Origin of the sequence: Pacificitalea manganoxidans (genome assembly GCF_002504165.1) — a bacterium.
GTDB classification, from domain to species: Bacteria; Pseudomonadota; Alphaproteobacteria; order Rhodobacterales; family Rhodobacteraceae; genus Pacificitalea; species Pacificitalea manganoxidans.
The window spans coordinates 2,521,461-2,534,295 of the sequence record NZ_CP021404.1 but is presented as its reverse complement, the minus strand read 5'-3'; the positions used below and the strand labels follow the sequence as shown (position 1 = coordinate 2,534,295).

The window sequence follows — 12,835 nt, the reverse complement described above, 5'->3', positions numbered from 1 at the left end:
CGCGGCGGCGCATGAACCGACGGACAAGCTTGTAGATCGCGAAATACTTGATGAACTTGCGCATGGTGAAACTCCCGTTGCTGATACCGGCGCAGAAGCCTGCGCGGTGACTGGCACCCCAACGCAACGGGAGCGATTTTGTTCGACCGGTTTCCAACCATCCGGCACGGTTCTGTCGCGGCCCGCCCCGGATCGGCGCAGGCCACGGCAGGTCGGATCAGGCCTCGGGCGGCAGAACCCGCAGACGCAATTCGCGCAGCTGCTCGTTCATCGGCTCCGACGGCGCGCCCATCATCAGGTCTTCGGCACGCTGGTTCATCGGGAACATGATGACCTCGCGGATATTCGCTTCATCGGCCAGCAGCATCACGATCCGGTCGATCCCGGCAGCACAACCGCCATGCGGCGGCGCGCCATACTGGAATGCGTTGACCATGCCGCCGAAGCGCTTCTCGACCTCGTCATGGCCGTAGCCCGCGATCTCGAACGCCTTGAACATGATCTCCGGCTTGTGGTTCCGGATCGCGCCCGACACCAGCTCATAGCCGTTGCAGGCCAGATCGTACTGGTAGCCGCGCACGTCGAGCGGATCGCCCTCCAGCGCCGCCATCCCGCCCTGCGGCATCGAAAACGGGTTATGCTCGAAATCGATCGCGCCGGTTTCCTCATCCTTCTCGTAGATCGGGAAATCGACGATCCACGCGAAGGCAAAGCGGTCCTTGTCGGTCAGGCCCAGCTCATCGCCGATAACGGTGCGCGCGCGGCCCGCGACGGCCTCGAAGCTCTTGGGCTTGCCGCCCAGGAAGAACGCGGCATCGCCGACGCCAAGACCCAGTTGCTGGCGGATCGCCTCGGTCCGCTCGGGCCCGATGTTTTTCGCCAGCGGGCCTGCGGCCTCGACCTCGCCATCCTTGTCGCGCCAGAAGATATACCCCATCCCCGGCAGGCCCTCTTTCTGCGCGAACGCATTCATGCGGTCGCAGAATTTGCGGCTGCCGCCGGTGGGGGCGGGAATGGCGCGGATTTCGGTGCCGTCCTGTTCGAGGATCTTGGCAAAGATCGCAAAGCCGGAGCCTTTGAAATGCTCGCTTACCACCTGCATCTCGATCGGGTTGCGCAGGTCGGGCTTGTCGGTGCCGTATTTCAGCGCCGCGTCCTTATAGGAAATCTGCGGCCATTGCGCGGGATCGTCGACCCGGCGCCCGCCGCCGAACTCCTCGAAAATACCGCCGATCACCGGGGAGATCGTGTCAAACACGTCCTGCTGGGTGACAAAAGACATTTCCATGTCGAGCTGATAGAAATCGGTGGGCGAGCGGTCGGCGCGCGGGTCTTCGTCGCGGAAACACGGCGCGATCTGGAAATACTTGTCGTAGCCCGACACCATGATCAGCTGCTTGAACTGCTGCGGCGCCTGCGGCAGCGCGTAGAACTTGCCCGGATGCAAACGCGACGGCACGAGGAAGTCGCGCGCCCCTTCGGGCGAGGACGCGGTGATGATCGGGGTCTGGTATTCGCGGAACGCCTTGTCCCACATCCGCTTGCGGATCGAGGCCACCACATCCGAGCGCAGCGCCATGTTGCGCTGCATGTTTTCGCGCCGCAGGTCGAGGTAACGATAGCGCAGGCGGGTTTCTTCGGGATATTCCTGATCGCCAAATACCATCAGCGGCAGTTCCTTGGCCGCGCCCAGCACTTCCAGATCGCGGATGTAGACTTCGATGCCGCCAGTGGGGATCTTGGTGTTCACAAGGCTCTCGTCGCGGGCCTTCACGCTGCCGTCGATGCGGATGCACCATTCGGAGCGCAGTTTTTCGACTTCGGCGAATACGGGGCTGTCGCCGTCGCAGATCAGCTGGGTGATGCCGTAATGGTCGCGCAGGTCGATGAACAGCACGCCGCCGTGATCCCGCACCCGATGGACCCAGCCCGACAGGCGGACGGTATCGCCGACATTGCTCTTGTTCAGATCGGCGCAGGTATGGCTGCGATAGGCGTGCATAAAAGGTCCCCTCGGGCCGGTTTCAGTGTCGCGCCGATACACCGCGCAGGGCGGCGGAAGTCAAGGGTGAAGGGCGGATGCCGACGGGGCGCCCCCACGGCGCGCTGCTCGGAACTCAGCGCCACCGCCCGCGAACAAGGCGCAGCCGCGCGGGCGAGCGCCTGCCCGTGCCGGCGGGCTGGCGCTTTGTCACCTCGCGCTGACCTCAGGGCGGGGAGGGACTTGGCCACCATAAATCGCGCCGCTCACCCGGAGCAGCGCCACCCCACGGGCAGGCTCACGTCGCACCCGGAGTGATTATGCCTCGCTTTCTCTGACCTAAGCGCAACCGCCCGCGAACAAGCGAAGCGCGCGGGCGAGCGCCTGCCCGTCCCTGCGGGCTGGCGCTTTGTCATCTCGCGCTAACCTCAGGGCGAGGAGGAGCTTGGCCACCATAAAGCGCACCCGCTCACCCGGAGCAGCGCCACCCCACGGGCAGGCTCACGTCGCACCCGGAGTGATTATGCCTCGCTTTCTCTGACCTAAGCGCAACCGCCCGCGAACAAGCGAAGCGCGCGGGCGAGCGCCTGCCCGCCGCGACGGGCTGGCGCTTGGCCATCTCACGCTGACCTCGGAGCGGAGAAGGACTTGGCCACCATAAATCGCGCCGCTCACCCGGAGCAGCGCCATCCCACGGGCAGGCTTCCGTTGTGCTTAGAACAACAGCTGTGCGGCGCGCCGATCGGAACTCAGCGCAACCGCCCGCGAACAAGGCGAAGCCGCGCGGGCGAGCGCCTGCCCGTCCGACGGGCTGGCGCTGTGCCACCTCGCGCTGACCTCGGATCGGGGAGGAACGCCCCACCATAGAGCGCGCCGCTCACCCGGAGCAGCGCCACCCCGCGGGCAGGCTCACGTCGCCAGTTAAACCAGATAGGCCCGGCTCACGCCCAGTTGCCGCGCAGCCATTCCATGATCGCGGGGCGCACGGACTGGTCGCCGTTCTCGATGGCCTGATCGATGACGGCGCGGGCCTCCGCGATGCTGGTCCGGCGGATCATGTTCTTGACCGGGCCGATGGAGGCCGGGCGCATCGACAGGTTGCGCAGGCCCATCGCGGCAAAGCACAGCGCCTCGATCGGGCGGCCCGCATCCTCGCCGCAGAAGCTCAGATGCACGTTGCTCTCCGCGCAGCGCCGCACGATCTGCTCCAGAAACGTCAGGAACGACACGTTCAGCGTGTCGTAACGCCGCCGCACCATTTCGTTCTCGCGGTCGGCGGCAAAGAAGAACTGCTTGAGATCATTGCCCCCGATGGAGATGAAATCCGCCATGTCGAAGAACTGCTTCGGCGCAAAGGCCAGCGACGGCGTTTCCAGCATCGCCCCGATTTCCAGTTTGGACGGCAGGACATGGCCCAGCTTTTCCTCGCGGTTGATCTCGTCGAGCAGGGCCTGCCGCGCGGCTTTGTATTCCTCGAACTGGGCCACAAAGGGGAACATCACGGTCAGCGGACGCCCCCGCGCGGCCCGGATCAGCGCCTGCAACTGCATCCGCATCACGCCGGGCTTGTCGAGGCCGACGCGGATCGCGCGCCAGCCAAGCGCCGGGTTCGGCTCGTCGAGCCGCTTCATATAGGGCAGCACCTTGTCGGAGCCGATATCGAGCGTGCGGAACGCCACCCGCTTATCCCCCGCCGCATCCAGCACACGGGCATAGAGCGCGGCCAACTCACCCCGGCGCGGAACGTGATTGCGGATCAGGAATTGCAGCTCGGTGCGAAACAGCCCCACGCCCTCGGCGCCAGACCCGTCGAGCGAGGGCAGATCGGCCATCAGCCCGGCATTCATATGCAGCCCGATGGTCACGCCGCAGGTCGCGGTGGCGGGCTTGTCGCGGATCGAGGCATAGCGCTGCATCGCCTCCGCCTGCATCGCGATCTTGTCGCGGAAGGCCGACAGCACCGTATCTTCGGGCCGCAGATGCACGGAGCCCTGTTCCCCATCGACCAGAATACGGTCGCCGTTCAGCGCCTCGGTCGTGATGCGGCGGGCATGGATCACCAGCGGGATCGCCAGCGCGCGGGCGACGATCGCGGCATGCGACCCGACGGAGCCTTCCTCCAGCACGATGCCGCGCAGGCTGCGCCCATAGGCCAGCAATTCCCCCGGCCCGATATTGCGCGCGACGAGGATCGGGTCGTCGGGCATTTCCGCGCCGGTGTCGCGGCCCTGTCCGGTTAACAGCCGCAACAGCCGGTTCGACAGATCGTCGAGATCCTGCAAGCGTTCGCGCAAATAGGCGTCGGGCACCTGTTGCAGGCGGGCGCGGGCGGTGGATTGTTCCTTCTCCACGGCCGCCTCGGCGGACAGGCCGCGGCTGATGTCCTCTTCCATCCGGCGCAGCCAGCCCTTGGAATTGGCGAACATCCGGTAGGCTTCCAGCACCTCGCGCTGATCGCCATCGCCCAATGGGGCGGAGATGAGCATTTCATCCACCGACACCCGCAGCGCATCCACGGCTTCGCGCAGCCGGTGCAGTTCGGCCTCGGCATCGTCGGCAAAGGGGTTGGTGACCACGACGCGGGGCTCGTGCAGGTAGACATGGCCCTCGGCGGTGCCCTCCTGCCCGATCGTGCCGCGAAAGGCGACGGGCTGCTGGTGACGCGCCGCCAGCGCTGCGCCTTCCCCGATGAACGCGCCCAGTTCCGCCATTTCGGCCAGAACCATCGCGACAACCTCCAGCGCGTAGAGGTCATCCTCGGAATAGGCGCGGGCTTCGCGGCTTTGCACCACCAACACGCCCAGACGCTCCCCCAGCCGCTGGATCGGCACACCGAGGAAGGCGGAATAAATCTCCTCCCCGGTTTCTGGCATGTAGCGAAATCCGCGCTCGGCGGGGGCGTTGGCGGTGTTGATGGGCTTGGCCAGTTGCGCCACGCGGCCCACCAGACCCTCGCCCATCCGCATCCGGGTTTCGTGCACGGCGGCGGCCTTCAGACCCTCGGTCGCGCAAAGCTCCAGCGTTTCGGCATCACGGAACAGGTAGATGGAGCAGACATGCGTCGCCATCTCCTCGGCGATGAGCTTCACGATCCGGTCAAGCCTTTCCTGCCCCTCGCCCGGCTCGGCAAGGGTCTGGCGCAGGCGCCCGAGCAGCCTGCGGCTGCCGCTTCCGGTCGTATTGCTCATCCGCCTCCTGTCAGGCTTCGCGTCAGGCCGCCGTCTCCAGCCCGAAGGCATCATGAAGCGCCTGCACGGCCAGTTCCAGATACTTCCGGTCGATCAGGACCGAAATCTTTATCTCGGAAGTTGCAATCACCTTGATGTTGATGCTCTCGTCGCGCAAGGCCTTGAACATCCGCGCCGCGACACCCGCATGGCTGCGCATGCCGATGCCTACCACGGATACCTTGCACACGTCGCCGTCGATCTTCAGCCCGCCGAAATCGATATCGCCGGAGCTTTTCGCATCCTCCAGCGCCTTCTCCGCGCGGCGCACCTGATCGGTGGGGCAGGAGAAGGTCATATCGGTGCGCCCCTCGTCGGACACGTTCTGAATGATCATGTCCACATTGACGCCCGCATCGGCCAAGGGCCCGAAAATCGCGGCGGCGATGCCAGGCTTGTCGGCCACGGCGGTGAGCGTCATCTTGGTTTCGTCGCGGCTGAAGGCGACGCCGGAGACCACATTGCTTTCCACGATTTCCTCCTCGGAGCAGACCAGCGTTCCGGCGCTCTCGTTATTGTCCTCGAAGCTCGACAGCACCCGCAGGCGCACATTGTAGCGCATCGCCAGTTCGACCGAACGGGTCTGCAACACCTTGGCGCCAAGGCTGGCGAGTTCCAGCATTTCCTCGAACGCGATCCGGTCGAGCTTGCGCGCCTTCTTGGTGATGCGGGGGTCGGTCGTGTAGACGCCGTCCACATCGGTATAGATATCGCACCGCTCCGCGCCGAATGCGGCGGCAAAGGCCACGGCGGTGGTGTCCGATCCGCCCCGGCCCAGCGTGGTGATCCGGCCCTCCGGGCTGATCCCCTGAAAACCCGCAACGACCGCGACCTTCATGCCTTCGCCGAATTTGGCCATCAGGTTGTCGGTCGGGATTTCCTCGATCCGCGCGGCGGCATGGGCGGAATTGGTCTTGAGCGGCACCTGCCAGCCCTGCCAGCTGCGCGCCGGCACGTCCATTTCCTGCAACGTCAGCGCCATCAGCCCTGCGGTCACGTTCTCGCCCGAGCTGACCACCGCGTCGTATTCGCGCGCGTCGAACAGGGGCGAGGTCTCATTGACCCATCCCACCAGTTCATTGGTCTTGCCCGACATGGCCGAGACGATGACGATCACATCATAGCCGTTCGCGACTTCGCGCCCGACCCGTTTAGCGGCCCGGCGAATGCGGTCCAGCGTGGCAACCGAAGTGCCACCGAATTTCATGACAAGCAGCGGCATCAGCCCCGGTTCCGTCCCTCATGCGTGGTTCAAGCGGGATAGGCGATGGTTGCGCGCTGTGCAAGTGGGGCCGGGCAGGGGAGGCACAGGAGCCGCGACAGCGGCCTGACCGGGGTGGGGCCGCACGGGCGGCGCATCTGCGGTCTAGGTCTGTCCGCCACGTCCGCGCTTGAGGGGCGGCACAGCGTGGCCACGCGGCGGACCATGGAACGGACAGCCCGCGCGGCGGCCCCTAGCCCACGGGCGGATGCGCTCGCGTCCGAGCAGTCGCAACGCGCACCGGAGAAATCGCGCCCCGCAGCGAAACGGCATGCCTCATCCCGGCGCGCCGCCGTGCTCCTGACCAAAGCGCCGGTCCCCTGGTCAGACCCGCGCCCCTCTCCTCGCGTGCCGCACCCGAAACCAGCCTGCGGGCAGGGCGGAGGATCCAAGGCGCACGCCGCCCTTGCCGCGTTGCAGCATTCGCTGTCCGCCCGATTGCCATCCAGACCCGCCTACTTTGTGATCACAGTGCAAATTCTGTTATGCACCAAGCGCAACGCGGGGTTTCCGGGTTGTCGGTTTAAACGCTGCATCGCGGCACGATATGAAGGGTCAACACCAAGACGCAAGCAACCGATAGGAACGATCCAATGACCACCATGACCGCAAATGCCGCCAGCCCGCTTCCCGCCGTTCTCACCGCCCCCTTCCGCGTGGTGCGTGATTTCTTCGTGGCCCTGAACACCGCCATCGAAGTCCGCGACGAAGCCAACACCCTTTACGCCCTGAACGACGAAGAACTGGCCGAGCGCGGCCTGACCCGCGACCAGATCTCGGGCTACCTCGTCTCCCGTCTGGGCTGATTGACCGATCCGGCAGCGGGGTCTCCTCCTCCCCCCTGCGATGTCGGACCGGATGCGCGCTGACCCGCTCGCCGCTGTTATCCTCACCGCCAAGGGCCCCTCCCGGCCCGCAGGTGAGCGCGGACGCGGCGATTGACCTCCCCTCCGGGGCCGCGCGCATGGGGCGACATGTCGCCCCGACCTTATGACGATACGGTCTGCCGAATTTGCGGCGGGCCGCAGACACCCCGGCGCAGCTTGTTCATGTCGGTTCCAGATCGCGGCACCCTCCCTGCCGACAGGTCGTGAACCGATGATGCGCCAGCCGGGGGTGGCCGGGTCCTCCCGCCCGGTCCCGACGATCCGAACCCCGCTTCGCGCACCGGACCTTTCCTCCCAAGGTCTCGACTGCGCAAGCGGGGCCAGCCTTCCGCCGCGCCGCGTGCCAGCCTTCTGCCGTGTCACGTGCAATCGAGGGCCGATCCGAACACATCCGCGTCAGTCACGCCTTTGCGCGGGCCTCGTGCCTTGCCCCCGGCGGGGCCGCGTGCCAGCGTCCGGGCATGACCCGACTGCGCTATGACTTCCGCGGTGCGGCCCGCGCCGCCGCCCATTTGACATTCGGCCCCGCCACCGGTTGGGGCCATCACCTGTTTCCGGGCCGGTCCCGTCCGGAAAACTCCAGCCGTCCCCGTCCCCTGCCGCGCATCCCTCGTGCCGTGGCATCGGGCGGGGCCGCGCTGTTGAGAGCCAGCATTCTGGCCGGGCTCGCCGCTGCTTGGCCCGCGGGCGCGGCGCTGGCGCAGACCTCCGCCGACTCCGCCGAAACCTGCCCCGTTGGGGATGACCTCGCCTCCGGGTTCAGCGTGACCTATGCCAATGGCGATGTGACCCGGTTCAGCCAAGGCACCGCCAACACAGTGGTGGAACTGACCTCCATCGCCGCCAGTCCCGGCGAAACCTCGCGGGTCGAGGCATTGGGCGGTGTGTTCCTGCTGTCCGACCGGATCGTCGAGCAACCCGCCGAGCCGCCGTTCCTGACCGGCTATCCCTTCGATCCCGCCGCGCATCTGCCGCTCGCCCCCGGTCAGCACTGGGCCGAACAGATCCTCGAAGGCTACGGCAGCGGGCAGGCCAACCAACTGCGCATGGAGGTGCAGGTCTACGACGCCCGCCGCCGCGAGATCGGCCCGTGCAGCTACGACGTCCTGCCCTATCAGCTGCGCTACGGTCCCGAAGGTCAGGCCGATGCGACGGTGTTCATGGAATTCGTGCCGGATCTGGGCGTAACGCTGACGCTGGGCTCCAAGTCCCGCAACGGCAGCCGAGCGTTGACCGACCCCGTGCGCATCATCGCCGCCGACCGCGGGGAATGACGGCTAAAGGATGGTGTGAGCGGTCACCTTCGCACCTCCCCATGGAATGGCGCTGATAGAGTCGAGCGAGTGCGCGTGCTTTGACCGTGTCTGTGACGCTTACGTCCCGTAGCCCTTCGCCCAACGCCAGCCTGCCCGTGGGATGGCCTATACGGTCGTGCGGCTGCGCATCCTCTGAACGTGTTTGTCACGCCCTGTGCCCAGTCGCCTTTCGCGCAACGCCAGCCTGCCCGTGGGATGGCGCTGCTACGACTGAACGGCGCACTTTATGGTGTGATCAACCTCTCCGCTTAAAGGTCAGCGCGAGGTGACCAAGCGCCAGCCCGCAGGGACGGGCAGGCGCTCGCTCTCGCGCCCTGCGGGCTTGTTCGAGAGCGGATGCGCCTAGTTCCGAGGTTGCCTTAATGCCGGAAAACCGGGCCAAGCCTACCTCCACCCGCGCAACGGGCCGTCCTTCGCCCGCCACCCCCCGCCCATCCGCTCATGAGCGCGGCAGAGTGACATTCCCCGCCTGCTTCCGCCGACTTCCGCCCGCTTTCCGGTTGCGGACGCCGGGGCGCGGGCTAGCATCGGGGGTAGCACTCAAATTCGAAGGATATTCCCGATGCCCGCAGATCCGCCGACCGATCGCCTGGCCAACCTGCCCGATGACGACCTTGATCCGCTGTCGCTGCCGCCCGAAGACCGGCCCGCGCTGGCCTCGGCGCTGATCCGTGGCGGCGGCGATGGCGCGGCCGATTGGCTGGAACTGGACTACGACGCGCGGTTCTTGCGGCGCAAACGCCTGACCTCCGCGTCGGGGCGTCCGGTGATGGTGGACCTGCCTGAAACCGTCTCATTGGAACAGGGCGACGGGCTGCGGCTGGAAACCGGCGAGGTGATCGGGGTCGAGGCCGCGCGCGAGCCGCTTCTGCGGGTCGAAGGTGAAAACCTGCCCCGGCTGGCATGGCATATCGGCAACCGCCACACGCCCTGTCAGGTCGGCGACGGCCATCTGCTGATCCGCGACGATCACGTCCTGCGCAAGATGCTCGAAGGGCTCGGCGCCACGCTCAGCCCCACGACGGAGCGATTCCGACCCGAAGGTGGCGCCTACGGCCACGGGCGCACGATGGGCCATGACCATGTGCACGCCCATGCCGCCGATCAGGTCGCGCCGCATCCCGACACCACGCGCGGCCATGCCAATGCGCATGGGCATCACCCGGATTTCGAGGCGCAGTCCAAACAACCCAAATCGTGAGCCGCGCCATGCCGCAGGACAGCAGCGCACCCCGCGACGCAGCGGACACGGGGAGGGACGGCGCGGCGGGGGCAAACCCGCCCGCCGCCCGCAGCGAGGATGCCACTCTGTTTCACCCCGACAACCGCCGCCGCTCGCCCGATCACGCGCGGGTCTATGCGCTCTACGAACTCGTCTACACACTCGTCGATTTTCTTGCCGCTGCGTGTTTCATCGGCGGCTCGGTGATGTTTTTCTTCGACAGTCTGATGATGCCGGGCACATGGGCGTTTCTCGTGGGCTCGCTGCTCTTTGCGGCCAAGCCAAGCCTGCGGCTGGCGCGGGAACTGACCTATCTGCGCATGGGCGATGTCGACCGGCTGGCCAAAAGGTATGAACAATGACCGCCCCCCTGACCCTGCCGGAACCCAGCGCCGGGGCCGACCCCACCGCGCTCCTGACCCTCACCCAATGGCTGTCACCGGCGTTTCCCTTGGGCAGTTTCGCCTATTCCCACGGGCTGGAGACCGAGATCGCCGCAGGCCGGGTGCAGGACGCAGACAGCCTGCGCGCGTGGGTGTCCGTGGTCCTGTCCGAAGGCGCGGGCCGGGCGGATGCGACGCTGCTGGCCCATGCCCTGCGCGCCGGTGGTGATGCCGCGCGCCTGACGGACCTGGCCGATCTGGCGCGCGCATTGGCCCCCTCCCGCGAACGCTGGGTCGAGACGGAGGCACAGGGCCGCGCGCTCACCCTCACCGTCAACGCGATGACCGGCGCGGCGCGTCCCCCGATGGCGTTGCCCGTGGCGCTCGGCGCGGCGGCGGCGGATCTGGATCTGCCGGTGACGCAGGTGATCGCGCTCTATCTCCACAGCTTTGCCGCCAACCTCGTGCAGGCGGGGGTGCGCTTCGTGCCCTTGGGCCAGACCGAGGGGCAGGCGGCGCTGGCTGCGCTTCACCCCGATGTCGTAACCTTGGCCGCCGCCTGTGCCGACGCGCCGCTCGACATGATCGCAACCGGGGCGTTCGGCGCCGATCTGGCCGCGATGGAACATGAGGTGCTTGAGGTGCGGATCTTCAAAACCTGATTAGGGCCCGCGCGGCTGGCCTTGCGCCGCGTATGGCGCTAAACCATTGCCGATCCAACAAAAAGGAACCCGACATGCCCAGTCAGAACGGCCCGCTGCGCGTGGGTATCGGCGGCCCGGTGGGGGCTGGCAAGACCACGCTGACCGAACAGCTTTGCCGTGCGCTCAGCCCGCGCCACTCCGTCGCCGTCATCACCAATGACATCTACACGCGTGAGGATGCCGAGGCGCTGATGCGGGCGCAGGTGCTGCCGATGGAGCGTATCCGCGGCGTCGAAACCGGCGGCTGCCCGCATACCGCGATCCGCGAGGATGCCTCGATCAACCTTGCCGCCGTGGCCGATCTGCGCGCGGCGATTCCCGATCTCGACGTGATCTTGATCGAATCGGGGGGCGACAACCTCGCCGCGACGTTCTCGCCGGAACTGGCCGATCTGACGCTCTATGTGATCGATACGGCGGCAGGGCAGGACATCCCGCGCAAAAAGGGGCCGGGCGTCACCCGCTCCGATCTGCTGGTGGTCAATAAAATCGACCTCGCGCCCCATGTCGGCGTCGATCCGGTGCAATTGGAAAGCGACACGCGCGCGGCCCGTGGCGCGCGGCCCTATGTGATGGCCTCGCTGCGCGCGGGCCGTGGGGTCGAGGAGATCGCCCGCTTCATCGAAACCGAAGGCGGGCTCTGATCCGCGTGCCCTGACCCCGGCGTTGCCGCCCCGCGGGCTCAGGCCTCGGGCGGCAAGGTCCGGGCGTGGGGCAGGCTGCGGTCGGCTTTCGCCAGTTGCGCCTCGGCGGTCTTCAGCGCCTTGCGGAACCGGGGCCCGTTGCGGCGCGACAGCACCGCACGCGCGGCCAGCCCCGCCAGCATAGGACGCTCGCGGCTTTCCAGCGTGACGACCAGCCGCCGCAGATAGGGAACATAATCGCGCCGCCGCCGCCACAGATCGGCGAACACGGCGCGGGTCAGCGTGCCCCGCCCGGCGGCGCGCAGCAGCGGTACCAGCATATCCATCTGCGTCAGGGCCGGTTCCAGATCGGTGCCCAGATAGGTGCAGCGCAGCTTCTCTACCCCCTCGCGGGTGAACAGCGCGGCATGCATCGCGTCCTCTTTCACGTTCGGATCGTAGAGGACAAACCCCTTGGCCGCCGCTTCCATCATCGCGGGCGCATAGCCGAAGCGCGAGGTGAAATCCGTGCCACGCATCCTCAGGAACCGGCTGTCCCATTCGGCCACGGTCGGGTCGAGCGTCGCCTGCGGCTGCACCGCGACGACAATCGCCCCCGGCGCGGCCACCGAATAGGCGCAGGCGGCATAGGCGCAGGCCCCGGCGCCATAGAACACCACCCGCTCAAATTCGAAAAAGAACCCTTCGTCGATCAGCCGGTCAAAAAAGGCATAGATCGCCTCGTCGCGGAACCATGTGTCGCCCTCGCTGTAAAGGCACAGCTGCGACCAGCCCTCGCGCCCCGCGACCGTCAGCCCAAAGGGCAGGGTGGCCGCATCACCATTGGCCCGGATCGCACCGGCGTCTTCAAAGGTGACAAGCAGCGTCTCGCTGTCTTCGGTATATAGCGCGCCGTGCCGGGCGCCGAGCCGTTCATGATAGCCATGCATCTCGCCATGGGCGTCAAGCCGCGCGTGCCATGCTTCGGGGGTGATCGGCGCGTCGTCGTCCTCGGTGCCCCGTTGGGCATCGGCCTCTGCGGGCGCCTCCGCGCCGCGTGCGGCATCGGGGCCGGCGGCATCGATCGTCTGATCAGGAAGATCCTGTGGCATGTGACGTTCCTTGGGGCTGGGCCGGGGGGAGGCGGCGGGCATTTCGGTCTGGCGGGCGGTCGGGTCGGGTGTCGCGCCGGGGCGCAGGTCATCGGGCATGTCAGCTCATCTAGTCGGGT

Annotated in this window: 10 protein-coding genes; 6 read left to right on the top strand and 4 right to left on the bottom strand. The window is 67.0% G+C overall.

What is annotated here, in order from left to right; genetic code table 11:
- Positions 1–217 precede the first annotated feature (217 nt).
- The 3 genes from aspS to CBW24_RS11445 all read right to left on the bottom strand — a co-directional run bounded on the left by aspS (position 218) and on the right by CBW24_RS11445 (position 6,430).
- Positions 218–2,002: an aspartate--tRNA ligase gene (aspS, locus tag CBW24_RS11455; protein WP_088664575.1), complete on the bottom strand. Its 1,785-nt coding sequence runs from the start codon at positions 2,000–2,002 to the stop codon at positions 218–220.
- Between the two features lie 920 nt (positions 2,003–2,922).
- Positions 2,923–5,169 carry a phosphoenolpyruvate--protein phosphotransferase gene (gene ptsP, locus CBW24_RS11450; protein ID WP_097373662.1) on the bottom strand — a complete coding sequence of 749 codons (2,247 nt, stop codon included), beginning with the start codon at positions 5,167–5,169 and terminating at the stop codon, positions 2,923–2,925.
- Positions 5,170–5,191: 22 nt separating this feature from the next.
- Positions 5,192–6,430, bottom strand: coding sequence for an aspartate kinase (locus CBW24_RS11445; RefSeq protein WP_088664577.1), 1,239 nt, complete (start codon positions 6,428–6,430; stop codon positions 5,192–5,194).
- A 632-nt stretch (positions 6,431–7,062) separates the two neighbouring features.
- On the opposite strand from CBW24_RS11445, the gene CBW24_RS11440 reads away from it, so the two are divergent.
- From CBW24_RS11440 to ureG, 6 genes are all read left to right on the top strand, one after another.
- A complete protein-coding gene (locus CBW24_RS11440) occupies positions 7,063–7,275 on the top strand; it encodes a hypothetical protein (protein WP_097373661.1) in 213 nt (70 codons plus the stop codon).
- Positions 7,276–7,817: 542 nt separating this feature from the next.
- Positions 7,818–8,630 carry a hypothetical protein gene (locus tag CBW24_RS11435; RefSeq protein ID WP_097373660.1) on the top strand — a complete coding sequence of 271 codons (813 nt, stop codon included), beginning with the start codon at positions 7,818–7,820 and terminating at the stop codon, positions 8,628–8,630.
- Between the two features lie 604 nt (positions 8,631–9,234).
- Positions 9,235–9,873 carry an urease accessory protein UreE gene (locus tag CBW24_RS11430; RefSeq protein WP_097373659.1) on the top strand — a complete coding sequence of 213 codons (639 nt, stop codon included), beginning with the start codon at positions 9,235–9,237 and terminating at the stop codon, positions 9,871–9,873.
- Entirely contained in the window at positions 9,870–10,256 is a 387-nt protein-coding gene (locus CBW24_RS11425; protein ID WP_309763752.1) for a YrhK family protein, read from the top strand. The genes CBW24_RS11430 and CBW24_RS11425 overlap by 4 nt, the downstream gene beginning before the upstream one ends.
- A complete protein-coding gene (locus CBW24_RS11420; protein ID WP_097373657.1) occupies positions 10,253–10,939 on the top strand; it encodes an urease accessory protein UreF in 687 nt (228 codons plus the stop codon). Before CBW24_RS11425 ends, CBW24_RS11420 begins: the two co-directional genes overlap by 4 nt.
- 74 nt (positions 10,940–11,013) lie before the next feature.
- The gene (ureG, locus tag CBW24_RS11415) at positions 11,014–11,625 is read left to right on the top strand and encodes an urease accessory protein UreG (protein ID WP_088664582.1); all 612 of its coding nucleotides are present in this window, start codon (positions 11,014–11,016) and stop codon (positions 11,623–11,625) included.
- Positions 11,626–11,663: 38 nt separating this feature from the next.
- On the opposite strand, the gene CBW24_RS11410 is transcribed toward ureG, so the two are convergent.
- Entirely contained in the window at positions 11,664–12,815 is a 1,152-nt protein-coding gene (locus CBW24_RS11410; protein WP_198405177.1) for a phosphoadenosine phosphosulfate reductase, read from the bottom strand.
- Positions 12,816–12,835: the final 20 nt, after the last annotated feature.

Excerpts from the sequence above, each read along its gene's own strand:
- CBW24_RS11430 (WP_097373659.1), top strand. The coding sequence starts at position 9,235 with ATGCCCGCAGATCCGCCGACCGATCGCCTGGCCAACCTGCCCGATGAC.
- CBW24_RS11440 (WP_097373661.1), top strand. The coding sequence starts at position 7,063 with ATGACCACCATGACCGCAAATGCCGCCAGCCCGCTTCCCGCCGTTCTC.
- CBW24_RS11445 (WP_088664577.1), bottom strand. The coding sequence starts at position 6,430 with ATGCCGCTGCTTGTCATGAAATTCGGTGGCACTTCGGTTGCCACGCTG.
- ptsP (WP_097373662.1), bottom strand. The coding sequence starts at position 5,169 with ATGAGCAATACGACCGGAAGCGGCAGCCGCAGGCTGCTCGGGCGCCTG.
- CBW24_RS11435 (WP_097373660.1), top strand. The coding sequence starts at position 7,818 with ATGACCCGACTGCGCTATGACTTCCGCGGTGCGGCCCGCGCCGCCGCC.
- CBW24_RS11410 (WP_198405177.1), bottom strand. The coding sequence starts at position 12,815 with ATGCCCGATGACCTGCGCCCCGGCGCGACACCCGACCCGACCGCCCGC.
- ureG (WP_088664582.1), top strand. The coding sequence starts at position 11,014 with ATGCCCAGTCAGAACGGCCCGCTGCGCGTGGGTATCGGCGGCCCGGTG.
- CBW24_RS11420 (WP_097373657.1), top strand. The coding sequence starts at position 10,253 with ATGACCGCCCCCCTGACCCTGCCGGAACCCAGCGCCGGGGCCGACCCC.
- aspS (WP_088664575.1), bottom strand. The coding sequence starts at position 2,002 with ATGCACGCCTATCGCAGCCATACCTGCGCCGATCTGAACAAGAGCAAT.